Below are 23,245 nucleotides of genomic sequence, written 5' to 3'. Positions count from 1 at the left end.
AGCGCGATAGCCGCCGCGAGCGTCCGACTCCCGATCGACCGGATCGCGCTGTCGCGGGAGATGCGAAAAAGCCGCCGGCTAACCGTTCGAGAACACTCAGGATCTCTGCAACGGCGCCGACATTTGGAGCTTGACCGAGTTCGCGAAGCCAGCATCCACCGCAGAGGGTTTCCCATTCGGTCGACCACGCCCTGGCAGCTTCTTTGACGACCTCTAGGGCATATCTCCTTTCGGTGACCTCCTTCCGAAGCCTCTCGATTTGCATGGCCGATGCCGCACCCAAACCTGATCATGCTTTATGATCGTCCGGAATTCCTTCGGACGGATGTCGATCGCGAGACGCTACGGGTTTTCGAGATTTATCGATAAAGGATAAGTTGGGGATTGGTATCAGAGATATTTCTTGAGCCAAGCCACCGTGCGATCCCAAGCCAAAACAGCCGCCTTTTCATCGTAGCGTGGCGTCGAATCATTATGGAATCCGTGGTTTACACCGGCATAGACATAGGTCTCATAGGTCTTGCCGCTGGCTTTGAGCGCCTCCTCATAGGGAGGCCATCCTTCGGTGATGCGCTGATCGAGTTCTGCATAGTGTAGTTGCAGAGGCGCGTTTATCTTCGAGACGTCGGGAAGCGACGGTTGACGGCCGTAGAAGGCAACGGCGGCAGTAAGTTGAGGAAAAGCGACCGCCGCGGCATTTGCTATGGCTCCGCCATAACAGAAGCCGATTATGGCGACCTTTCCGGTTGTGTGCTCGCTCTTCGCCAAATATTCGATCGCGGCAAAGAAATCACTTCTCAGTTTATCGGGATCGATTTTCTGCTGAAGCTCCCTGCCTTTTTCATCACTCCCGGGATAGCCACCCACGGAAGTCAGGCCGTCGGGCGCCAGCGCGATAAATCCCGCTTTGGCGATGCGCCTCGCGACATCCTCGATATAGGGATTAAGCCCTCGATTCTCGTGGGCGACAACGACAGCCGGAAGTCTTTCTTTTCCGGTGGTCGGCATGACGAGATATCCTCGCACTTGGCCATGCCCATGCGGGGATGGATAAGTCACATATTCGGCTTGTAAATTCAGATCGTCGAATTCGACCTGTTGTGCAAGCGCATAATTTGGGCTCATGGAAGCCAGAATGGCCGCCGCCGTCAAACCGCCGTCCGCATATTTTTTGGCACGGTTGAGAAATTGATATTTTGTAATTTCACCATGCGCATAGCCGTCATAGAGATCGAGAAGCTCTTGTGGAAAGTCCTGCGAGGTAAGGCGTCTCATGCGAACTCCGGTGCCTATGGGGAAGGTCAATATTCTTCCGCCAGGCGCAAACTGAATTGCGTCCTGCTTTATGCGTTGTGAGATATTCTCTGTCAGGCGGGGTCGCAAAGCACCGTGCACTTGCCGGGATCGATCGCGATATGAAGAGGCTTTCCAACAGGCGAAGGCAGCGAGGGATGGGCACGCGCCAGAAGCTCAGCACCGTTAATGTCGAGCCGCAATTCGAGGGTTTCTCCGAGGAAGCTCTTGGCCGCCACCATTGCTTGGAAGCGATTTTCGCTGCCGTCCTCAATGGGTTTGTCGGAGAGATACAGGTTTTCAGGACGGATCGCGAGCGATACGCGATTGCCGACCGCCACATCCATCGTCGACTTGACGCTGAGTACACCCATTTGTGTGTCGATCAAAAGGTGGCCGTCTCTCCGCTCACGCAGGTTGCCGCTCACGAAATTGGTATTGCCGATGAAGTCGGCGACGAAGGTCGTCGCCGGGCGCTCGTAGATGTCGCGCGGCGAGCCGATCTGAACGATCTTGCCTCTATTCATGACCGCGATCTGGTGCGAGAGGGAAAGGGCCTCGGCCTGATCATGAGTAACATAGATCGTCGTGATATTGAGGTTCCGCTGCATTTGCTTCAGCTCGAAGCGCATCTTTTCGCGCAGTTTTGCGTCGAGGTTCGACAACGGTTCGTCGAGAAGCAGAAGACTGGGTTCCATCGCAAGGGCACGCGCAAGCGCAAGCCGCTGCTGTTGCCCACCTGACAGGCGCGTGGCGTTTCTGTCCGCATATTGGTCGAGAGAGACAGTCTCGAGCAGTTTCATAACCTTGTCGCGGATCTCTTTTTTCGAAAGTCGCTTCTCCTCCAGTGGGAACGCAGCGTTCTCGAAAACAGTCATATGCGGCCAGATTGCGTAGGATTGGAAGACCATGCCGAAACCGCGGTGATTGGGCGCGACGAAAACATTGCCGGCCGATGAATACACGACGCGGTCGACGGCGCGGATTTCTCCCGACACCGGCCTCTCCAACCCGGCGATGGAGCGCAAGGTGGTTGTCTTTCCGCAGCCGCTCGGACCGAGGAGCGTGAACAGGGAACCCCTAGGAACTTCAAACGTCACATCGTCGGCGGCTATGACAGGCTTTCCAGCCGTCTTGTAAGCCGTGACCAAGTTTCTCACAGCAAGCATTCAATTCCTCCCAACAGACCATCGCCCGTGCGTCATCGTGACCGCTTTGGGCGATCATGGCGACGGGAAACGAAGCCGCAGCATTGGCGTTGTCGTCGGCGGGATCTCCTCCAACGGCGTCGAATGAAGAACGCACCCCCATACTCGATGCCGCCCGCTACCCGCAAAAGACGTCTGACATGCATGATCCAGTGGCTATCGCGCTGAATCAACCAAAGTTTTTCTTGTAGCATCCAAAGGTTTTTTGTTGTTGTGCAAGCCGCGATAATTGGATTTCAATCTTTTGCACGGGCGCTCATCGGCCAAAGGCTGACAGGAGGATGGCGCCTCGATGGCTCAGGCCTTTGCATTCTGCGACTCAGGAAAGTGACGTTGAGAGGTCGCGCCGTCTTCGGCTGCGACGGGAGGAAGATTTGACTGCTGAACCGATTACTCTTGAAAATGTGAAGATCGAGCGGGACGGTGCCACGACCTTCGTGATCCTCAATCGTCCGGACAAGCGCAATGCGATGAGCCCGCAGTTGCATATGGACATGTGTGATGCGCTCGATTGGGCCGAAATGGATGACGACACCAAAGTTGTCATTATTACCGGTGCGGGCGGAAATTTCTGTGCAGGGCAGGATCTGAAGCTTTATTTCCGCGGCACCGAAAACGATCCGAAGGCTCGGATACGGGCGCGCCGGGCCGCCCACACCTGGCGGTGGGACAGGCTCTCGAATTTCTCGAAGCCGACGATTGCGATGGTTCACGGCTACTGCTTTGGCGGTGGCTTCACGCCAGTCATCGCCTGCGATTTCGCAATCGCAGCCGACGATGCGACCTTTGGTCTGTCCGAGGTCAATTGGGGTATCATTCCGGGTGGACTGGTCGCTTGGGCCATTACCCAGGTCATGAATTATCGCGATGCGATCTACTATTCGGTCACCGGCGATCAGTTTACCGGGAAGGAAGCCGCGGCGATGAAATTCGTCAACCGCTCCGTTCCGCTTGAAAATCTTCGTGACGAGGTTCTGGGGCTTGCCCGCAAGCTTGAGGCAAAGAGCCCGGCCGCGGTTCAATATACGAAGGAGGCCGTGCGGATGGTTCGCAACATGACGAAGGAGCAGGCCTTCGATTATCTCACCGCCAAGAGCGACGCACTGAAATTCAAGGATCCGGAAGGCGGTCGGCAGAAGGCGATGAAGCAGTTTCTCGACGAAAAGAGCTTCAAGCCCGGCCTTTCGCAATATCAGCGTTAGTCGGAGGCGAAAGCTCAGTCCCGGGGAGCTCTCTCAGGAAGCTGATGGCCCGGCATCTAACTTAACAAGTTAGCAAAAAGCATGACCAGGTGGGAGCCTGGTCGGCATTGGATCAACCTGTCATCTTTTAGGAGGAAATCGATGACGAAACTAGGTTTGGCCCTGGCGACAGGGTTTGCTCTCAGCACGTTGGTCACATCGGTTTTCGCCGAAGAACCCGATCAGGCACTCATTGATGCGGCCAAGAAGGAAGGCCAAGTCAATCTTTACGCCACGCAGATCATCAATCAGTTCGTTGTCCCGGTCTCGGAGGCCTTCGAAAAGAAATATGGGATCAAGGTCAACTATCTCAGGACGGACCATACCGACACCGTCCTGCGCATCCTGAACGAAGGGAAAGCCGGCCACATGGAGGCCGATGTCTTCACGCTGACCAATGGCATCAGCGCGCTGAAGGATGCGGGCCTCGTCGCACACTGGCTTCCGAAGAATGCCAGCGCCCTACCTCCCGAATATATCGACCAAGACGGCTATTGGGTCGCGACCAATCTTTATGTGATGTCACCGGCCTTCAACACGGAACTCATCCCTCCGGGTACGGAACCGAAGACTTACGAAGATCTGCTGAACCCGCAATTGAAGGGCAAAATCGCCTGGAATTCCAATCCGACCGCCTCCGGTGCGCCCGGCTTCATCGGCCTCGTTCTTGCCGATAGGGGCCAGGAAAAAGGTATGGAATTCCTCAAGAAATTTGCCGAACAACAGCCTGTCGGCCTCGGTGTTGCGGCACGCCAGGTTCTCGACCAAGTGGTCGCCGGCGAATATTCCTTAGCTCTTAATGTGTTCAGCCATCATGCCGTCATCAGCGCCGGCAAGGGAGCGCCTGTCTCCTGGATCCGCATGAGCCCGCTGCTTGGCACGCTTTCGATCGCCGCGGTAACGAAGGATGCGCCGCATCCGAACGCTGCCCGGCTTCTGGTGGAATTCCTGCTGTCGGACGAAGGTCAGAAGCTGCATCGTGACGCCGACTATATTCCGGTGGTCGATTCCGTGCGGCCGAAAGACCCGACGCTCCAGCCGCATGAAGGCGGTTACAAACTGATCGTCAAAACCCCGGAACAGCTGGAAAAGGAAATGCCGGCCTGGGTGGACATCTACAACCAGCTCTTCCGCTAGGAGGCCGGCCTGATGAACAGAAGTTCGGCAACTACCGTCCCTGAAAACAGCACCCTGACCCAGGAGCGCCGGCATTCGCTCAGGCTTATACCCAGCGAAAAAAGCATTGTCCTTGTCATCGTGGGCTTGCTCGTTGCCGTTCTCGTTCTGCCGCCCGTCTATTTCCTTCTGGAGAGCGCCTTCACCGCAGAAGAAAATGGCGTCGTCCGCATCACTTTCGATCGTTTTGCAGTACTGCTCGGCCAAAGTGGTCTGCTGACGAGCATCGGCGACTCCTTCATATTTGCGATCGGCAGCGCATTTGTCGCGCTGCTGATTGGCGGGGTCGCGGCTTGGCTGGTCGAAAGGACCGATGCTCCGTTCAAGTCGCTGACTTACATCACTACTTTCATTGCGCTCGGAACACCTTACGTCCTCTATACGAGCTCCTGGCTCATGCTTCTTGCGCGCTCCGGCCCATTCAATACGTGGTTCAAGGCGGTGACCGGGACGAACAATGTGCTCATCAATGTCTATGGCTTCGGCGGCATGATCTGGATCGAAGGGCTGATCTGGTCGCCGCTGGTCTTCATGCTGTTGTGTGCGACGCTGAGGAACTTCAATCCGGAACTCGAGGAAGCAGCCCGGATGTGCGGAGCCAGCGCTTGGCGCACGGTACGACGGGTCACGATCCGCCTCTCCATGCCATCGGTGGTGGCCCTTCTCATGCTCGTCATCGTCCGCACGATCGAAGCATTCGAAGTGCCGGCGCTGGTGGGCGTTCCCGCGAATGTGCGCGTTCTGACGACCGACATCTACCAGTTGATGAACCGCAAGATCCCGCCGGACACCGGCACGGCCAGCGCCCTGTCGATCATCCTTCTCGTAATCGTCGTCGGGCTGCTCTGGTTCTACGGACGCCTTACCCGCAATGCCGAACGTTTCGCGACCGTCACGGGCAAAAATTTTCGGCCCAATCTTTTCCGGCTCGGAAAGTGGCGTGCCTTTGCGGGTGCGGTTCTGGTTGTCAATTTCATGCTGCTCGTCATGCTACCTCTCGCAATGCTCCTGTGGGTGTCGCTGCTTCCTTTCTATCAGGGTGTTCGGATGTCGGCGATCTCGTCCTTCTCTCTGGTCAACTACATCAACGTCCTGGAGACATCGCATTACGGCGGCCTCATTATCAATACGGTCATCGTCGCGATGGTGACTGCCTCGATCGTGATGGGCTTGACGGTGCTTTCCGCCTGGCTGTCGGTAAGAAACGTTCCCGGCGCACGCATTCTCGACCATCTCGGGAACATACCCTTGGTCATTCCCGGTATCGTGCTGGGTGTCGGCGTCATGCAGTTGTTCCTGGCTCTGCCTGTCGGTATCTACGGAACGATCTGGATCATCATTTGGGCACTCATCATCAATTATCTGCCCTTCGGCGGACGTTACAGCCACGCCGGGATGCTGCAGCTTCACCGTGAGCTCGAGGAGGCTGCAGCAATGTCGGGTGCATCGGCACTGCGCGGCTTCTATCGTATCGTGATGCCGCTGCTCGGCCCGGCAATGCTTGCCGGATGGTTGTTCATCTTCCTCCTGTCCACGCGTGCGCTCTCGTTGCCGATCCTGTTGTCAGGCCCGGGTTCACAGACGATCTCGGTCGCAATGTTCGATCTGTGGAGCAACGGCCAGGTTCCGGAACTTGCGGCCTTCGGCCTAATGTGGACCGTCGCAATGACTTTGCTCGCCGTTATCCTCCACGCGGTCATGCGGCGCGCGGGCATCACTCAAGGCTCTGTCTAAGTAATTGCGGTCCGTTTGATGATCGGACCAGAAATGAAGGTGTTAGAAATGCATATGGCAAGAATGGGTGCCGAAGGCGTCAGAGCGCTGGTCTCGCCTCGCAATGTCGTCATCGTCGGTGCAAGTGACAAGCCGGGAAGTTGGTCCAAGCGGGTTTTCGGATCCTTGACCCGTACGGGGTTCGATGGCGCGATTTATCCCGTCAACCCTCGCAGCGAGACCGTTTGGGGTGGCAAGACGTGCTACCGAAGCCTTTCGGATCTGCCCGAGCCCCCGGATCATGTCGTCATCCTCGTGCCAGGTGCAGCCGTCATCGACGTCATCAGAGAAGCGGGTGCGGCGGGAGCCCGAAGCGCAACGATCTTCTCCAGCGGCTTTGGCGAAGGTAATGATGGCGAAGGTCTTCAACTCGGTTCGGCTTTGCGTACCGCCATCGCGGAATCCGGTCTTGCGGTTTCAGGACCTAATTGCCTCGGCAATCTCGCAGCACCTCATAAGCTAATGACCTTGACGGATACGCGCATCGACCAACTTCAACGTGGCCCGGTCGCCATCTTCGGTCAAAGCGGCGGCATCGTTACGGCTTCCTATCGTGCGCTGCTCGGGCGAGGCATCCAGCCAGGTTATGCACTGACGGTCGGCAACGAAATCGGCCTCAATTCGGCAGATTATATTCGCTACCTCACCGAAGACGAGGATACGCGCGTCATCGTCGGCTATGTGGAGGCGATCAAGAACCCCATTGCATTTCGCGAGGCCTGCATGGCCGCCCGCCGGGCCGGAAAGCCGGTTGTGCTCTTGAAAATCGGCGGATCCGAGGAAAGCCGTGCGGCGGCACTCGCCCATACCGGATCGCTTGCGGGCTCGCTCGATTGTTTCGACGCCGTGGCTTCCGCCACCGGCGTGATCCGTGTCGATACGATCGACGACATCGTCGAGGTCGTCGAATTGCTGACCCATGGCAGGCTTCCCGACGGCCCAAGGGTAGGCGCGATCACCTTTTCCGGCGGCTTCAAGGGGCTACTGCTCGAAGCCGCGGCGCGCAACGACATCTCCTTTCCAAAACTGAGCCCGGAAACGCTCAGCCGCCTCAGCGAAATCGTCGGGATCGGCACCTCTCTCGGCAATCCTTTCGATGCCGGCTTCACGGCACTGACCAGCGGCGAGGCCTATCTGAAGTGCATTGAGATCCTCAAGGAGGATCCCAACCTCGACCTTCTGGTCGTGCAGGAGGAGTTGCCGTCCCGCGAAGGGCTAAATGCCAAGGCAGACAATTTGAGGCTGGTCGACGATATCGCGTCCTCTCCCGGTGGAAAGCCGGTCGCCGTCGTTTCCATGGCCTCTTACATGTATACGGATTATACGAGGGACTACCGCCAGACATTTCCAAATCTTCCAGTCCTGCATGAGATCGACAGCGCCCTGAGGGCGATCGCTGCGGTCAGCCGCTGGAACATCGCCAGGGAGCGAGACAGAACGATCCCCGAAGAAGAGAGAACGCCGCAATCCGACACTCTTTCTTCGATCTTGGCGGCTGGAACCGTAACCGATGGCCGACGTATCCTCGGAGAGGCGGATTCGAAGGCCCTGATCGACGCCTATGGCATTCGCGGCCCTCGGGAAACCTTTGCCGCAACCGCGGAAGCTGCGGCCGCTGCCGCCAATACAATCGGCTATCCTGTCGTGCTGAAGCTGGTTTCACCCGATGTCCAGCATAAGACGGAAGTCGGCGGCGTGGTCATCGATATCCGGGATAGTGCCTCCGTGGAGAGCGCGTTCGAACGAATTCGTACCAGCCTTTCCGCCGCCAGGCCGGATGCCGCCTTCGAGGGAGTTCTTGTCGCCGAACAGTTCGGAAAGGGCGTCGAAGTGGCGCTCGGCGTGCAATCGGATCCGGAAGTCGGCCCGGTCATCATGTTCGGCACCGGCGGCATACTGCTCGAGCTTTATAAGGACGTCGCCTTCGGTGCGGTCCCCCTTACCCGGGCACGGGCCGAGGAAATGGTTGCCAGAACGAAGGTGAGCCAACTGATCGCGGGCTTCCGGGGCAGCGCGCCATGCGACCACGATGCCGTCGTCGATGCACTTTTCGGCCTTTCGCGACTTGCTGCCGATCTTGGCGACCGGCTGGAGAGCATCGATCTGAATCCTGTCGTCGCTGTGCCGGGCCAAAAGGGGATCATTGCACTCGACGCGCTCGTCGTCTTGAAAGAGGAGGTAAGATGATGGACCCCTCGACGATCACGACCGCGCGTGAGGCAGAAATCGTCACGGTTACGCTCAATCGCCCCGACAAGGGCAATGCTTACGATGCAACGATGCTAAAGGAGCTGGATGCTTGCTTTGCAGCCCTAGCCGAAGATCCGGAGGTTCGCGTCATTGGCCTGCGCGGCAATGGTCGGCATTTCTGCACCGGAGCAGATGCATCTGGTAGCAAGCATCGTTCGGAAGGCGACGTGACTTTCAATCAGGTCCTCGCCCGGCTGGACAACCTGCCGAAGCCGTTGATTGCGGTGGTTCATGGCGGCTGCGTCGGTGGCGGGATGGCGATCGTCGCCTGCTGCGATGCCGTGCTTGCGCTTGAGGACTCTTTCTTTGCAATGTCCGAGTTGCGTGTCGGAATCGCTCCCTCGCCGCGATTTGCCGCGCTGATCACACGCGCCATCGGCAATAGGGCATTGCGCTATTACGGGCTCTCGGGCGTTCGCATGACAGCCGGCGAGGCCTGGAATTTGGGATTGGTCCATCAGGTCGTTGCGGCGGATGCCGTCGAAACGAAACTTGAAGCCCTTGTGGACTCGTTCCTGCACAATGCGCCAGGCGCTCTGGCCGATTTCAAGCAAACCCTGGCGGAATTCGCGAACCCTTCGCAGGAGAAGCTTTTCCCAATAGAAAGGGCAACGCCCGCCGGACTTGAGCGCTCCGCCGAAGCTATCGAGGGACTCGCCGCCTTTCGCGAGAAGCGCAAGCCGGCCTGGTACCGAAGGTAGGACCCGGCGGACGACATCGGATCTCATGAGATCGGTCCGGGAAGGACCGAATATTTACCTTGAAGGATTTGAAGATGAGGACGGCCAATCCATTTGCTCGCGAAGTCATGGAAATAGCTGAGAAAGAGACCCGTGGCTGGAAGATGATGATCGGGGGCCAATGGGTCGACAGCCGCTCCGGAAAGCGGACAAGGACGATCAATCCTTCCTATGACGAGGTTCTCGCCGAGGTGCCTGATGCAGGCGCGGAGGACGTCGACATTGCTGTTGCAGCTGCCAAGAAGGCCTTTCCTGCCTGGAGCCGGCTACATGTCGACGAGCGCGCGAAATATTTGAAGGCCTTTGCCGACGGCGTGCGCAAATGGGCCCGTGAATTCGGCATGCTCGATACGCTCGATAGCGGCAATCCCTTCACGGCAATGATCGACGATGCCAAAAAGGGTGCCGGGCTGCACGATTTCTTCTGCGGCCTCGGCATGGAGATCAAGGGCGAAACCATCCCGACGCCGGGCGGCGGGCTTAACTACACCCGTCCGACACCTTTCGGGGTTGTCGCCCGTGTCATTCCCTTCAACCATCCCATTTCATTCGCCGTCGGCAAGATCGCCCCGGCACTGGTCGCCGGCAATACGGTCGTGCTGAAGCCGGCCGAGCAAACGCCGCTTTCGGCACTTTTTCTCGGCCGGCTTGTCGAAGAGCATCTGCCACCCGGCGTGGTCAACATCGTCGTCGGCAACGGGCCGGATTGCGGCGGCCCTCTTGTCGCGCACAGGGACGTCCGGCGCGTGGCCTTTACGGGGAGCGTCGAGGTTGGCAGGGCGATCGTCAGTACCGCGGGCATCAAACCTGTCAGCCTGGAACTCGGCGGCAAGAACCCCCTCATCGTCTTTCCGGATGTCGATATCGGCAAGGCAGCGGCTGCGGCCGTCGCGGGGATGAATTTCACCCGATCGCAGGGACAGTCATGCGGCTCGAACTCGCGCGTCTTCGTGCATCGGGACATTCACGATGCATTCCTCTCGGAAGTGATTGCCTGCGTGGAGAAAATCAAAGTGGGCCTGCCGGAACTCGACGAGACCCAGATGGGTCCGGTCGTATCCCGCAAGCAATATAACCGCGTGATGCGCTATGTCGATCTGGGTCGAAACGAAGGCGCAGGCGTCGTTTACGGCGGAGCGCACTCCAAGGGCGCGGATCTGGAGTCCGGGTTCTTCATCGATCCGACGGTGCTTGACGATGTCAGGCACGGCATGAGCGTCGAGCGCGACGAGATCTTCGGCCCGGTCATGAGCGTCGTCACCTGGGATAGTGCGAACGCAATGCTCGACGAGGTCAATGACAGCGAATTCGGTCTCTGTGCGAATATCTGGACCAATGACCTGACCAACGCGTTGCGGTTCGCCGATGCGGTGGAATCCGGCTATATCTGGATCAATGGACACGGCAACAAGCGTTTTAAGGGAGCCCCCTTCGGCGGCTTCAAGAGCAGCGGCATCGGCCGGGAACATTCGACCGAGGAACTGCTCAGCTATACGCAGGTTAAGAACGTGAACATCTCATACTGAGCCTTTGAAAACCGGCCCGGCCTCTCACATGATACGCCGGGCCCAGGCGCCCGCAATATCGACATAGGCGTCGGCAAGCCCGTCGAGATAGGTCACGACCCGCGGATCATCCATCAAACCGCTGTGATGGCGCTGGCGCACCACATAAAGAATACGCGTCAATGCTGGACGCAGAATCCGGCGTCCTGCCAGGGTCCCCTCCCGCAACTCCTTGCAAACGACACCATAGGGCATCACGGATGCGACGGCGCCGCCCATGATCATCACCTTCATAGAGGTCAGCGAATGGACTTCGTAGGCGATGCGGGGGGTCAAGGCGAGCTTGCGGGCCTCAGTTTCGACGATGTGGCGAAGAACACTGCGCTCGCCGCCGATCACAAGGTCATGTTTCAACGCCTCGGAGAAGCTGATCGTATCGTCGTCCAGTCCTGCATTTGGCGCGGTGACGAGCAGTAGATCCTCTTCAAGAATGGCCTTTCGCTCCAGATCCGTCTGTTCATCGATATTGTTGAGAAAGCCGACATCGACCTGTCCCTGTGTCAGCGCGTCGAGCAATACCGCCGTACGCTCCTCCAGGACGCTGACGACGACGTTGGGTATGGTCTGCCCCGTATCGATCAGCCGATCGGGACCAAGAACAAGGATCATGCTGGAGTTCACGCCGATGCGCAGTTGCTCCGGCCTTCCCCTGCTCAGGACCTTCATCTCCCGCGTCGTCTGCTCGAGATCATCAAGAATGCGCTGGGCATGCTTGTAGAGCACCTTGCCTGCTTCCGTCGGCGTTACCCCCCGGGAATGCCGAACGATGAGCTCCACATTCAACTCCTCTTCGAGGCGCCGGATCTGCGCCCCCAGCGCGGGTTGCGCAAGGCGCAATATCTCTGCCGCTGCGGTAATATTTCCCGCTTCGACTATTTTACGGAAATAGGTAAGCTGACGAAAATTTATCGCTTCCTCCCTCGCGACGATCACGATTCAAGTCTCGCCAAACCTCAGATGTGCATGGGCTACGCGGTAAGTTTTACTTTGGACCGAAATTCTGCAGCGGAGCAAGAGCATTTGCTTCATCATGTTCCCTCCCCTGTTTCGATGAAAATCGAAAGACTGCCGGCATATGGCCTCGGCAATGCTATAAATCACTCTCAAATATTGGCCCTATGCGATCGAAAAGGCGCGCGGACAGTGCAATCCTCGCATCACTGGTTGTTGCTAGAACATTTGAAAATGCAATACGCGCATACCGATGCGCTGAAAGTCCTCAAAAAGATGATGCCACTCAACAGCTAGGCTAATCAGCGTGACTGTGTAGTGGACCAAGGTCCAAGGGCTCCCACTCTCGGTGCCTTCGCCATCCTCCATCCGTGCCTTTCGGAACGGGCAAGAACAAGCAGCCCTATGCCATTGCTATGAAGTCGGGAAAGCCCTTTGCCCTTGCCGGCGTCTGGGAAACATTCCGAGATCAGGCCGGCATCGAAATCCGCACGTTCGCCATCGTCACCTGCCCGGCGAACGAGATGATGGCTGCGATCCACGACCGCATGCCGGTCATTCTGCATCCCGAAGATCATCATCGCTGGCTCTCTCCAGAGCCGGATCCAAACGACCTGATGAAGCCGTTCCTGTCCGAACTGATGATGATGTGGCCGATCGACAGAAAAGTCGGATCACCGAAGACCGACGGCCCCGATATCATCGAACAGATCGACCCCGACACTGATCTGAGACTACCCAGCGACGTGCGGCAGCTTTTCTGAAGAGGCTCTGCAGTCCTCCGAGGGCCATTGTCATGCCCTCAGTACATCATCAGAGAGTGCTTGAAGAGTCCATGTCAGGCGCCAGAAGTCCGCTCTGCGCCTTGCTGATCATCCTTCTTTACTGAGTCCATCATTTGTCGGGGATAGTTAGTTCCGTTTCTTCTGTATCTACTACGAAGACCGCAAGGATCTTTGCATTTTCCGTCTCACTGGCATTTGCACTGACGAGGTGGTGGTCGCCAGGGGACTCAATCCAGTTTTCGCCGGTATTGTAGACCTTGAGCTCGCCATCATTGATCTGGCACTTGATGCGGCCCTCGATCACCGTTGCATAGATGAAGGCGCTCTTGGCATGTGTGTGCGAGGGATTAGATCCACCGGGACCGTATTCAACCAGGACGCCCCGCATGCTCTTCCCGGGAACGTTCGGAAGCTTGTGGTCGAAAACCGTGGTGACCTTGGCGTTATGCGGTTTGTCAGCGGCGAATCCGGTCCCAGCTACCGATGCGACACATATTGCAGCAACAGTGGGTCTGAACATGAGGCTTCTCCCTAGGTGATCGGGCCTTCGCAACCCTATGGCGAACCAAGCGCCTAGCTAGGTGCGTTCATTTTTGTCCCAAGGGACTGGCCCTGTTAACCGGAGGAACGTACCATGACCGTTGTCCGGCGGTAAGAGCACGTGCGTACGAAGCTCTCTCCTTACAAGCCCAACTGAACGGACAACCGTGCGCTTCCGCACAGGAACAAAGTTGTCTATTGAAGCAGCGGATCGAGTGGGTGGTGCCGTCCCTTCTTCCCGACTAGGTCCAACCGGCAAAGGGTCCGTTTCTGCCATGGCAGGCCCTTCTCGGTATCATGGCGCCTGGCAAAAGCCTACTTCGGTTCGGGCTGCTGGATTACCGCCGGAGGCGTGTCGCTCTTGCCGTTCCCTCGATCGAATGGTTGCACGACGAGGATATCCAGGACGGAGGCTATCATCGCCGCGATTATCAGCATCAACAATATTCTCATCAGCCGGCCCGAATTGAGTGCTCGCTTCAGCCTAACATTTGCAAATCCCACTTCGTTCCACGTTCCCGCGCGCTGCCGCAATAACTACTATCGCTGCGAGACGTTCGTCCCGCCGCCTTCGGACTGAAGTCCAAGCACGGAACCGTTTCTCATCTCCCTCGTTGATCCTCCAACTACAACGTGAGGAAAAAACAGTGAAAGCTTCTGATTGTCACCGCGACAGCACGTGTTTGACAAATCGGATACTTGGATGGAGATGAACATGAGAAAGCTCTTAATCGCAGCCATTGTCGCGCTTACTGGATTGACGGGTACCGCAGCTCCAACGCTTGCCGATACCGTTTTCCGGGTTGGACCGAGCGGGGTCTATGTCGGTCCCGGCTATCACAGCTACCCGCGTTACCATCACCGTTATTATCGCGACCGTTACCGGCCGCAGAATGCCTCCTGCCACACGAAGAAGGAGCGATATTATAGCGAACGTCAGGATAGATGGGTCACGAGGTCGACCCGCGTTTGCTATCGATAGGGCGCGGTTGAAGGATCCCCCGCTTCGATGAATCGAATTGCGTTATCGCGCCGTGATGACAGGGGCGATGCGCTTCAAGGCATCGGCAGTGTAGCGGCGCTGTTCGACACCCTCACTGCCGCCTCTCCACGATGATGGGGCGGTGGCACGTTAGCTCTAATTGACGAGTTGATGCTGCACCGCGAACATGGCCTACTCATTCTTCCTCCGTTTTCAGGGAGCTAGGATGAATGTCGCTTGATGATTTCGACTTCTTTCCTGAAAACTTCAGGAGTCACATGGCTTACGCGCTTTGCGTCGCCGGCGCAGCCAGTGTCGGGTTGCAAGTTGGTCGCAAATCTATGAATCCCCTAGGCGTAGTAGCCCTTGGGGCCGTGGGTACCGTTGCGGGCCTCTATTTATGCAAACCAGTTTCCAACTATCTCAAAGACAAGCTGTTTGACCCCAGTGCAAAAATGTCAGAGCGAGAGTTTAGGGATCTCGTAAGGCAAGTTAGAACAGCATATCCGCATTTAAGCAGGGCTCAAATTTTCGATTTAGTAGCCCTCGCAAGAGAAGAAGCGGCTAGAAACCCGTTTAAATACCGGAGCAAAAAGCGCACCTCGGGCAGCTAGCTGATGGGGCGGTAGTTAGTTAAGAGCGCGTGCGGCGCGGCTGGTTCTCGTAAAAGCGATCGAGCCGTTTAATTAGCCCGTCAATGCGGTTGCCCACGCCTCCAGTGGCGCGAAGCAGTCGGGCGGTTTGCTCCTGCATCCCTGCCTTCGTCGCGAAGGTTTCCGCCGCATGAACCTTGTGTGCCGCCAGATCAGCAGATGCGTCATGCCCTTCGTCCACCAGCACTTTGGCGAGAGAACGTGCGAATTCGTTTGCAGGGTCGAGGACCGGCATTGGGAGGCTCCAATCAACGCCATTGGCCGCATGAGATCCGCGAAACTTGCTTTGAGCGCGGATACCGCTTCGCCTCCCGACCTTAGTGCCGAATGGAACAAGGCTCGCGATCCGGCCCGATGCCGCGCATACAGCCGTCGCTTCTGCCAGAAGAACAGCAATACCATTTTGCCCCTTGACTTAGAGTGCGCTCTAACCCCTAGCCTTGGAAGCGTCGTGGCGAAAGAAGACATCCATGAAGATTGGTGAACTGGCGAAACGCTCGGGGTTAACGGCCCATACCATCCGCTACTATGAGCGGATCGGGCTGCTTCCTTTTGCGGACAGGGACCAATCGGGGCTGCGTGACTACGATGCGTCAATCCTGAACTGGATCGAATTTCTCGGGCGCCTGAAGGAGACCGGGATGCCGATCCGGGAGATGTTGCGCTATGCAGCCTTGCGGGAGCGCGGCGTCGGCACGGACGCGGAGCGACGGATACTGCTGGAACAGCATCGCGAACGCGTGCGGGCCCGCCTTGCCGAATTGTCGGATTGCCTTCTCGTCCTCGACAACAAGATCGCCGGCTATGCCGGCACAACGACAAGGATGAAGGACTATGACGCAGCACCACCAGAACGCCGACGAAAGCCGGTTGGAGCACGGCGGGCCAACGCTCGCTGAAGGTAACGAAAGCGGCCGCAATGCCAGCACTGCGATGAAGACACGTAAACTCGGCCCTCATCTCACCGTTTCGGCAGTCGGGCTCGGCTGCATGGGCATGAGCCACGCCTACGGTGGGCAGGACGAGAAGGAGTCCGTTCGAACACTGCACCGGGCCGTCGAATGCGGTGTCACCTTCTTCGACACGGCTGAGGTCTATGGCCCCTTCGAAAACGAAATCCTGGTCGGCAAGGCGTTGAAGCCCTATCGGGACAAAGTCGTGATCGCCACGAAGTTCGGCTTCCGGATCGACGCGAGCAAGGAGGGCGTGAATGCCATGTCCGGCGTCGACAGCCGGCCGGAACACGTCCGCGAAGTGGCCGAGGCGTCGCTGAAGCGGCTCGGGGTCGAGGTGATTGACCTTTTCTACCAGCACCGCGTCGATCCGCAGGTGCCGATCGAAGACACCGTCGGCGCCATGGCGGACCTCGTGAAGGAAGGCAAGGTGCACGCCCTTGGCCTTTCCGAGGCGGGAGCCGAGATGATCCGCCGGGCGCACGCTGTCCACCCGATTTCGGCTCTCCAAAGCGAGTACTCGCTCTGGACCCGAGATCCGGAAGGCGAAATACTCGACACCTGCCGTGAGCTCGGCATTGGCTTCGTGCCATTCAGTCCGCTCGGTCGTGGCTTCCTGACGGGCAAACTTCAGAAGCCGGATGATTTCGGCGCCGACGACTTCCGGCGAAATCTTCCCCGCTTCAGCGCAGACAACATGGCCGCCAACGCTTCGCTTGTGAAGCTGCTGGAGGAGATGGCGACCGAGAAGGGCATATCGGCTGCGCAACTCGCACTCGCCTGGGTCATCAACCAGGGAGATTTCATCGTGCCGATTCCCGGTGCACGCAAGATCGCGCATCTGGAGCAGAACATTGCCGCTGCGAATATCGCGCTTTCACCTGAAGAGCTCGAGGTGCTCGGCGACATGCTGGCACCGGAGAAATTCGCCGGCAAACGCTACGGCGATGCAGGCGCCTGGGTGACCAAGAAGTGAGCCGAGATACCGTTTCGTTTGATGCCACTCCGGTGGCATCAAACATCTCACAAGGAGTTGGCTGGAGCCTAGTGGTCATCGGGAGCTGGCCCGAACTGATCGTAAGACTTATGCGGCTCTAACGGCGCACCGCCCTCCTCAGCCCTAGTCGTCGATGAACCTGGGTTCCTCAAGCGTCGCTTGTTTCAGGCTTCCGAACGGAAAGAGATGCATCGTCTGGAGAATGGCCGTCCCCGCTTCTTTCGGGCCGTATGCGATCTCTTCTCGAAACGTGATTGGCGGAGCGCTCTTCGAGCGTTCGGCAGTTATTTCAAGAGCTCCGATAAAAAGTCCCGATGGAGGCGCAGGCAATTCTGGCGTTTGCATCGCCACGTAAGGCCAGAGCGCCGTTGAACAGTAATCCTTCCATCGTTCTTCCTGGTCAAACCGGATCGCGCTGACCGAAGACACGCAAAACGAGATTAGCGCGGGTCCAACCCCGGGGATTGTGATTTCTGAAAACACGCGGTGCACCGTGACCAGAATAGAGATCAGCAACCGTCGCATCGCGCTGTATTTGAAGATGACCTTGATATCTGCGGAACATTCCGTTGAGGTCGCCGGGAGGACTGAGAAGCCCTTTCCGTTGGTTCTTTCGACAAAAACGAAGTCGTAGAGCCCGGCCTGCCCGCCGAGCCTGGGGGCCGTCAAACGCGTTTCCTGATGGAGATCCTTGTGCCTTTCGTCCCAGATGTCATCCCCGGCACGTAGGGGTAGATACCCGTACCGGCCATCCTCGCTGGCATAGACGCGGCTGACGAAGTGCTCATTTGGAAATGCGCGAGTGAGGGCCGCTTTTGTCTGGTTGTGCCGCTTCCACGAAGAGCGCGCAAAATAGGCCATCCGTGCTGCCGATGTGGCGAACGCGCCGAGACAATCCGCCAATCGCGACTGCAAGCCGGGCATTCGGGCCTGAACCCTTCTGGGCACAGGCGGCCAAGAAGCGATGCGCACAAGAAGACCGCCGAGTGTAAAGCCGGCGACAGTAATTCCGAGCGCTATCATGATCTTCTTGAACATGCTGATTTGAACCACCCGGTAATGTCATTAAATCAAGGTAGACGTCTCTGCTTACGGTTTGTCATTGCGCTGTTCGTCAGGACCCACGTTAGTAGGCGCTAATAATACACACTAATCCTACCAGAAGAAAACATAGTCTTTCCAATGCGGTTCTACGAACCGGCGTGTCAGCGCGGTCATGGCGGATGCATATGCTTATTACTGATTAATACTTGGATCCAATCTACCTCATCAGACGCATCTCCCATTGAGCGCTGTATGAGCGGCGCGATTCAGCGCATTCTTTCCATTCCAATTTTGGTGCGGCCGCGTCGCAAAGGGGAGAGCGTCGTGGATTTCTGGGTGCTGCCCTGGTCAATAATTGGGGTTTGCCTGATCGCATTGGCATGGTTCGTCCTGCTGCGGAGCGTGCGCGTTCATCTGCGCAAGTCAGATGCTCCCGTCGGTGACAAGGACAAGAGCTCATCTGAGGAAGCAGAAGCGGCCGACCAACGGAAAGAGGACCCATAGCGTCAGAGCCGGAAGCGAGTTCACATGCGCAAGTCGCCTGCCGCGGCGAGCCCTCATCATCTCGACAACGAAGTCAGACCGGCGAATCTGCAGGACCGTTATGCAGCCGCGTCGGCGTACCGCCGTGCTCCTCCACCCCGTCGGCCTCACTCGGGTCACGATTGGGCGTCGCGTCCGCGATGGCCAGATCGAGGTCCTTTGTGCGGCGGTCGAGCGCGTCAAGAAAGTCATCGACCCTTCTGCGAAGGTCACCGATGTCCTCCTTGATCTCCACCTGGAAGTGCTCGTCCTTTCGCCGGCGGAAACCGTTGACTGCCGCGCGAGCCGCCATTGCAAAGAAAAGCAGGACGAAAACAGGCTCCCCCTCGCCCGCCGCGAACAAACCCAGCAGGCCGAAGACGAATGCTTCCATCACACTGGCAGCATGGCCCGAGTACAGGGCAATCAGCAGTGGCAGGGCTATCATCGCGGCAAGCACGAATGAAATATAAGGATCCGCATAAGCGATAAGCGGTCCCGCCCACTCCGTCGCTGCGGAGAAATCAATCTTCGACGTTGCCACAGCAGCCACCGCTTGTCCTACTTGTCCCGTTCCAGCCCGAACCGCCGCTTGCAGCGATAGTGGCCGCGCACTCATTGAGCTCTCTCGATGGTACTGCCAGCCGCTTTTCTTTCCAGCGTGCAAACGGCGAACGGATGATTATTGCGTACTACATCGTTATTGCTACCGACGAAACAAAAGCCGAACGACTTCTCTATAAATATGGGACACCTCCTAACGGTAAACCGCTGTTATACAAAGGTGAATGCCGTTTCCGTTCCACAAGGTGATCTAAACAATTCTCCGGCGCTGTCGTAATATTGCTTCGTCAACGCCCTGCCGCGCATCAGCGCGGCTCCGCGGTGGATGACATGGGAGCGTCGATGCAAAAAACAAACGAACTTGCCCTGCAGTCGGTCATCCTGCTGATAGACGACCTGCGTCTGCGTCGCGCCGCTGTCGCGTCCCTGCTTACGCCTTGGGCTGACGGCTGCGGCGCCAGCATCGAGCTGGGACAGATCTCCGGCGTCGAGTGCCTAGCGGACCCGCCGGGCGACCGGGCCATGATCCTCGTGAACATCGGTAACACGTCGGTCTTCCGCGCGGGTCTGGATATCTCACTCCGGCAACTTGTCGAACGAGCTGTGAAAGTGCCGGTCGTGGTCATTTCCGATCTCGACGATCCGGGCGAGATGGCCAAAGCATTCGAGGCCGGAGTAAGAGGCTTCGTGCCGACCAGTATCGCTCCGGAACTCGCGCTTAAGGCCCTCACCTTCATCCTGAACGGCGGACACTTCTTCCCGCCGTCTGTGCTGCAGCCGGCGATGCGGCGCGCGCGGCTCATCCTTTCGGCGCAGAGCTCGAATTCTCCCGAGAAGCCAAACGGAGGCTCCGCCAGGGTCGAACTGCGCATCCGGTATGCCGCCGGCACTTATCCGCGCTTTATCCTGCGCGTGCTTGTGCGGTTTCAAACGCCAGAACCACGCCGGAGCGAAGCGGAAGACGTGAAGCGGGAATGGCAGCCCGACCGGCATCCTCAGCTTTCCCGGAAGCCTCTGCGAAAGGCTGCGCGGAAAGGTTCAACCATATAGTCGAAGGCGGTTTGCTCGGCGGTCACGATCAAGACCTCCGCCGGCATCCCCGGAACGAGGACCATGCCCTTGTCGAGCGCGGCGAGTTCTTCGCGCGGGACCTCGACGCGTGCGAGATAGTAGGCTTGGCCTGTCTTCTCGTCGACGATGCGATCGGCGGAAATGCTTCGGACCACGCCTTGCACACGCGGCAGGCCCCTGCTGGAAAATGCGGTGAGGTGAACAGTCGCTGTGAGCCCCACCGTTACGACGTCGATATCGCCAGGAGCTATCCGCGCATCGATGAGCAGCCGCTCTTCCGTGGGGACGATATCGAGGATTGGCTCGCCGCGGAGAATGACGCCGCCGATCGACTTGAAATGCAGGTTGACGACCTTGCCGCTGACCGGAGCGGTCACGGTAGTTCGATCGAGGATATCCTGGCTTGCGCTCAGGCGTTCCGATACGCCGGCCATCTCCGCGCGAACTTTTTCAAGTTCCGTCGAGACCTCCTCCGCCCGGGTGGCGCGGAGGGAGATGCGTTGGGTCGCGATCTCGCCGATTTTCTGCTGCGTCTCGGCTATCTCGCCGAGATACTCGCCGCGGTCGCCCTGAAGGGCGGCTTCGAAGCGACGAAGCGTCAGTATTTCCGGCTTGGTGACAAGAGCCCGGCCAAGGAGCTTCTCCTTCGCCGCAAGATCCTCCGCGATGAGTTCGAGTTGTCGGTCGGCACCCTGCACTTGTGCTTCCAGGGCGCTAATCTGCTCCTGGAACTGTTTCTCGCGGTCGTCGAGAACCTGCAGCTGGGCCGCAAGCGATGCCCGGCGCATCTCAAAGATCGAGATCTGCCCCTGAATGACCTCGCGCAGCCCGGCATCGTCTCGGGCCAGCATTTCGTCCGGAAAGTGAAGCGCGTCGCTGCCCACCTGTTCGGCCAGCAAACGCACCCGCGTTGCTGCAAGGGTTCTTGACTGCTCCAGAAGCTGTTCGTTCGCCGCGGCCGCCTGAGTGCTTTCGAGCATCAGAAGCGGATCTCCCGCTCGCACAAGATCCCCATCCCTGACTTTCAGCGCGTGGATAATACCGCCTTCCAGGTGCTGTACCGTCCGCCGGCTGCCGTCCGGGCTGATAATGCCCGGCGCAACCGCTCCAGCCGCAATCGGGACAAGCAGGGACCAGGCAAGACCGCCAAGGACGAATACAACAATCACGGCAAAACCAAGCCGAACGGGGCCCTTGATCGCTTCGCGTACCGTGGTGAGTTCCGGCAGAGCCTCTTGACGCAGCATCGTGCTTCCCGGAAGCGCAACGACATTCGATCTACTGTTTGTCACGGGGTAGTCCTTCGATCCGAGGTTATTGAGAGCGCCGCGATCGTGCCGGTCCATGCGGGGTCACTCGCCTATTTCCATCGCCCGTGGCGGAGCTGCCGAGCTATCGCGCAGCTGCAACTCCCGGCGCTTTGATTCGCCGCCTGCCAGCCGAAGCTTGCCGAGAACATCCTCGCGCGTGCCGAAGACTTCGACCCGCCCATCGCGCAAAAACAATATCTTGTCGGCCTGAGCCAGGGTCGATGGGCGGTGGCCGACGATCATGAGGGCGGCGCCACGCTCCTTTAGAGCCCTCACCGCTGCAGCAAGCGCCGTCTCGCCGGACTGGTCGAGGTTCGCATTGGGTTCGTCCAGGATGATGATCTTCGGATTCCCGAAGACGGCACGCGCAAGGCCGATGCGCTGCCGCTGCCCGCCCGAGAGCCGCGCGCCTGCATCACCGATCGGCGTCTCGTAACCTTGCGGCAGCCGCTGGATCATCTCATGGGCATGCGCCAGCATCGCTGCCTGAACGACTTCGTCGTCGTCCGCCCTCGCCATGCGTGAGATGTTGTCGCGAATGGAGCCGGAGAACAGCTCCACGTCCTGCGGCAGATAGCCGACATAGCGGCCCAGCTGTTCCGGGTTCCAGTGGTGGAGCTCGGATCCGTCGAGCCTGATTTCTCCTCCCGACGGTGCGGCTATCCCGGCAATCAGACGGCACAGCGTGCTCTTGCCGCTGGCCGATGGCCCGATCACTGCCAGCGCTTCGCCCGGCGTTACGCGGAAGCTGACATTGTCCAGCACTTGCGCCTTGGCCCCGGGCGCGGAGTAGGAGACATTCTTCAGCGAAATGTTCCCGAGCGGTTCGGGCAAACGCGTCCTTTGTGGCTCGGCGGGGATGGCCTGCAGGCGCGACTTCAGGCGGTCATAGGCGATCCGCGCCGCAAGAAAGCTCCGCCAGCTTCCCATCGCGAGCTCCACCGGCGCGAGCGCCCGGCCAAGCAGAATTGACGACGCGATCATGGTACCGCCGGACACTTCCCCCTGCAGGACGAGATAGGCGCCCAGCCCGAGTGTGGCTGATTGGACGAAGAAGCGCAGGAATTTGGTGATCCCGAGTATGGTGGCGCCGCGTTCCGCCGAGGAGCGGGTTGCCTCGAGCGAGGAATCATTGCTCCTGCGCCAGCGTTCGAGCAATCCGGGAAGCATTCCCATTGCGCGCACCACTTCGGCGTTGCGGATCATCGAATCGGCCTGCTGGAACGCCGCGATCTGGGTCGTGCTGGCGGTATGAGACCCTTGCCGGGTCATCAGTTCATTGAGCAGTCCGAGCAGCGCCAGAAGCAGTGCTGCGCCGGTTGCAAAGATTCCCAGTGCCGGATGAAGCAGCCAAATCAGGGCGAGGCAGACGGGCGTCCACGGCGCATCGAAAAGCGCGGTCAAGCCTTGCGAGGACAGGAAGGACTGCACCTGGGCAAGGTCGCGCAGAGGCTGTGCGCCGGCACTGTCGCCGACCAGCCGGGCCCGAACGCCACTCGAGATCAGTACTGGCCCCAGCCTGTCGTTCAGCCAGCAGCTCATCCTGACCATTACCGCACTGCGCAGGCTGTCGAGCACGCCCAGAACGAACAGAGCGGCCGCGGCCAGAACTGTCAGCATGATGAGC

23 protein-coding genes and 1 pseudogene are annotated in these 23,245 nt (G+C 58.5%); 14 read left to right on the top strand and 10 right to left on the bottom strand.

Annotated features, from left to right (window positions below):
- Nucleotides 1-390: 390 nt before the first annotated feature.
- Together yghX and ACPYOI_RS09205 are read right to left on the bottom strand one after the other, a co-directional pair.
- On the bottom strand, nt 391-1,275 hold the full coding sequence (yghX, locus tag ACPYOI_RS09210) for a YghX family hydrolase (RefSeq protein WP_481415275.1): 885 nt from the start codon (nt 1,273-1,275) through the stop codon (nt 391-393).
- Between the two features lie 92 nt (nt 1,276-1,367).
- Nucleotides 1,368-2,462, bottom strand: coding sequence for an ABC transporter ATP-binding protein (locus ACPYOI_RS09205; RefSeq protein WP_481422816.1), 1,095 nt, complete (start codon nt 2,460-2,462; stop codon nt 1,368-1,370).
- Nucleotides 2,463-2,875: 413 nt separating this feature from the next.
- On the opposite strand from ACPYOI_RS09205, the gene ACPYOI_RS09200 reads away from it, so the two are divergent.
- The 6 genes from ACPYOI_RS09200 (at nt 2,876) to ACPYOI_RS09175 (ending at nt 11,207) form a co-directional block, all read left to right on the top strand.
- Nucleotides 2,876-3,703 (top strand): p-hydroxycinnamoyl CoA hydratase/lyase, encoded by an 828-nt coding sequence (locus tag ACPYOI_RS09200; RefSeq protein ID WP_481415277.1) that lies wholly within the window; start codon nt 2,876-2,878, stop codon nt 3,701-3,703.
- Between the two features lie 141 nt (nt 3,704-3,844).
- Entirely contained in the window at nt 3,845-4,879 is a 1,035-nt protein-coding gene (locus tag ACPYOI_RS09195) for an ABC transporter substrate-binding protein (RefSeq protein WP_481415278.1), read from the top strand.
- Between the two features lie 12 nt (nt 4,880-4,891).
- On the top strand, nt 4,892-6,652 hold the full coding sequence (locus tag ACPYOI_RS09190; RefSeq protein WP_481422815.1) for an ABC transporter permease: 1,761 nt from the start codon (nt 4,892-4,894) through the stop codon (nt 6,650-6,652).
- Between the two features lie 48 nt (nt 6,653-6,700).
- Entirely contained in the window at nt 6,701-8,878 is a 2,178-nt protein-coding gene (locus ACPYOI_RS09185; protein WP_481422814.1) for an acetate--CoA ligase family protein, read from the top strand.
- Nucleotides 8,875-9,642: an enoyl-CoA hydratase-related protein gene (locus ACPYOI_RS09180; RefSeq protein ID WP_481422813.1), complete on the top strand. Its 768-nt coding sequence runs from the start codon at nt 8,875-8,877 to the stop codon at nt 9,640-9,642. Before ACPYOI_RS09185 ends, ACPYOI_RS09180 begins: the two co-directional genes overlap by 4 nt.
- A 74-nt stretch (nt 9,643-9,716) precedes the next feature.
- The gene (locus tag ACPYOI_RS09175; protein ID WP_481415282.1) at nt 9,717-11,207 is read left to right on the top strand and encodes an aldehyde dehydrogenase family protein; all 1,491 of its coding nucleotides are present in this window, start codon (nt 9,717-9,719) and stop codon (nt 11,205-11,207) included.
- 24 nt (nt 11,208-11,231) lie between these two features.
- Here ACPYOI_RS09175 and ACPYOI_RS09170 read toward each other — a convergent pair whose 3' ends face one another.
- A complete protein-coding gene (locus ACPYOI_RS09170) occupies nt 11,232-12,104 on the bottom strand; it encodes a LysR family transcriptional regulator (RefSeq protein WP_481422825.1) in 873 nt (290 codons plus the stop codon).
- Here ACPYOI_RS09170 and ACPYOI_RS09165 point away from each other — a divergent pair.
- Together ACPYOI_RS09165 and ACPYOI_RS09160 are read left to right on the top strand one after the other, a co-directional pair.
- Nucleotides 12,003-12,494, top strand: coding sequence for a hypothetical protein (locus tag ACPYOI_RS09165; protein ID WP_481415292.1), 492 nt, complete (start codon nt 12,003-12,005; stop codon nt 12,492-12,494). The two genes, ACPYOI_RS09170 and ACPYOI_RS09165, sit on opposite strands and share 102 nt — an antisense overlap.
- Nucleotides 12,495-12,574: 80 nt before the next feature.
- Nucleotides 12,575-12,961, top strand: a pseudogene (locus tag ACPYOI_RS09160) (SOS response-associated peptidase); the annotation flags it as partial.
- Nucleotides 12,962-13,091: 130 nt separating this feature from the next.
- On the opposite strand, the gene ACPYOI_RS09155 reads toward ACPYOI_RS09160, so the two are convergent.
- Nucleotides 13,092-13,502, bottom strand: a complete 411-nt coding sequence (locus tag ACPYOI_RS09155) for a cupin domain-containing protein (RefSeq protein ID WP_481422812.1) — start codon at nt 13,500-13,502, stop codon at nt 13,092-13,094.
- Nucleotides 13,503-13,837: 335 nt separating this feature from the next.
- The gene (locus tag ACPYOI_RS09150; protein ID WP_481422811.1) at nt 13,838-13,960 is read right to left on the bottom strand and encodes a hypothetical protein; all 123 of its coding nucleotides are present in this window, start codon (nt 13,958-13,960) and stop codon (nt 13,838-13,840) included.
- A gap of 277 nt (nt 13,961-14,237) precedes the next feature.
- On the opposite strand from ACPYOI_RS09150, the gene ACPYOI_RS09145 reads away from it, so the two are divergent.
- Together ACPYOI_RS09145 and ACPYOI_RS09140 are read left to right on the top strand one after the other, a co-directional pair.
- The gene (locus ACPYOI_RS09145; protein ID WP_481422810.1) at nt 14,238-14,504 is read left to right on the top strand and encodes a hypothetical protein; all 267 of its coding nucleotides are present in this window, start codon (nt 14,238-14,240) and stop codon (nt 14,502-14,504) included.
- A 230-nt stretch (nt 14,505-14,734) separates the two neighbouring features.
- Nucleotides 14,735-15,118, top strand: a complete 384-nt coding sequence (locus ACPYOI_RS09140; RefSeq protein WP_481415284.1) for a hypothetical protein — start codon at nt 14,735-14,737, stop codon at nt 15,116-15,118.
- A 19-nt stretch (nt 15,119-15,137) separates the two neighbouring features.
- On the opposite strand, the gene ACPYOI_RS09135 is transcribed toward ACPYOI_RS09140, so the two are convergent.
- The gene (locus ACPYOI_RS09135) at nt 15,138-15,392 is read right to left on the bottom strand and encodes a hypothetical protein (protein ID WP_481415285.1); all 255 of its coding nucleotides are present in this window, start codon (nt 15,390-15,392) and stop codon (nt 15,138-15,140) included.
- A 235-nt stretch (nt 15,393-15,627) separates the two neighbouring features.
- On the opposite strand from ACPYOI_RS09135, the gene ACPYOI_RS09130 reads away from it, so the two are divergent.
- Together ACPYOI_RS09130 and ACPYOI_RS09125 are read left to right on the top strand one after the other, a co-directional pair.
- A complete protein-coding gene (locus tag ACPYOI_RS09130; RefSeq protein ID WP_481420250.1) occupies nt 15,628-16,056 on the top strand; it encodes a MerR family transcriptional regulator in 429 nt (142 codons plus the stop codon).
- Nucleotides 16,057-16,090: 34 nt separating this feature from the next.
- Nucleotides 16,091-17,086 carry an aldo/keto reductase gene (locus ACPYOI_RS09125; protein ID WP_481422824.1) on the top strand — a complete coding sequence of 332 codons (996 nt, stop codon included), beginning with the start codon at nt 16,091-16,093 and terminating at the stop codon, nt 17,084-17,086.
- 144 nt (nt 17,087-17,230) lie between these two features.
- On the opposite strand, the gene ACPYOI_RS09120 is transcribed toward ACPYOI_RS09125, so the two are convergent.
- Nucleotides 17,231-18,145: a hypothetical protein gene (locus ACPYOI_RS09120; RefSeq protein WP_168831267.1), complete on the bottom strand. Its 915-nt coding sequence runs from the start codon at nt 18,143-18,145 to the stop codon at nt 17,231-17,233.
- 258 nt (nt 18,146-18,403) lie between these two features.
- On the opposite strand from ACPYOI_RS09120, the gene ACPYOI_RS09115 reads away from it, so the two are divergent.
- The gene (locus ACPYOI_RS09115; protein ID WP_481419607.1) at nt 18,404-18,655 is read left to right on the top strand and encodes a hypothetical protein; all 252 of its coding nucleotides are present in this window, start codon (nt 18,404-18,406) and stop codon (nt 18,653-18,655) included.
- 73 nt (nt 18,656-18,728) lie between these two features.
- Here the strand turns inward: ACPYOI_RS09115 and ACPYOI_RS09110 are convergent, their stop codons facing one another.
- The gene (locus ACPYOI_RS09110) at nt 18,729-19,226 is read right to left on the bottom strand and encodes a hypothetical protein (protein ID WP_481419606.1); all 498 of its coding nucleotides are present in this window, start codon (nt 19,224-19,226) and stop codon (nt 18,729-18,731) included.
- A 353-nt stretch (nt 19,227-19,579) separates the two neighbouring features.
- Between ACPYOI_RS09110 and ACPYOI_RS09105 the strand changes: the two genes are divergently transcribed.
- Nucleotides 19,580-20,287: a hypothetical protein gene (locus ACPYOI_RS09105; RefSeq protein ID WP_481422809.1), complete on the top strand. Its 708-nt coding sequence runs from the start codon at nt 19,580-19,582 to the stop codon at nt 20,285-20,287.
- On the opposite strand, the gene ACPYOI_RS09100 is transcribed toward ACPYOI_RS09105, so the two are convergent.
- Both ACPYOI_RS09100 and ACPYOI_RS09095 read right to left on the bottom strand, forming a co-directional pair.
- The gene (locus ACPYOI_RS09100; protein ID WP_481419604.1) at nt 20,233-21,600 is read right to left on the bottom strand and encodes an HlyD family type I secretion periplasmic adaptor subunit; all 1,368 of its coding nucleotides are present in this window, start codon (nt 21,598-21,600) and stop codon (nt 20,233-20,235) included. The two genes, ACPYOI_RS09105 and ACPYOI_RS09100, sit on opposite strands and share 55 nt — an antisense overlap.
- 60 nt (nt 21,601-21,660) lie before the next feature.
- A partial coding sequence (locus tag ACPYOI_RS09095) for a type I secretion system permease/ATPase (protein WP_481422808.1) occupies nt 21,661-23,245 on the bottom strand: 1,585 nt, incomplete at its 5' end.

The sequence above is a fragment of the Rhizobium sp. SVR5-2C genome (assembly GCF_056755115.1).
Note: the sequence above shows the minus strand (reverse complement) of the source record. Positions and strands in the feature narration are given on the sequence as shown.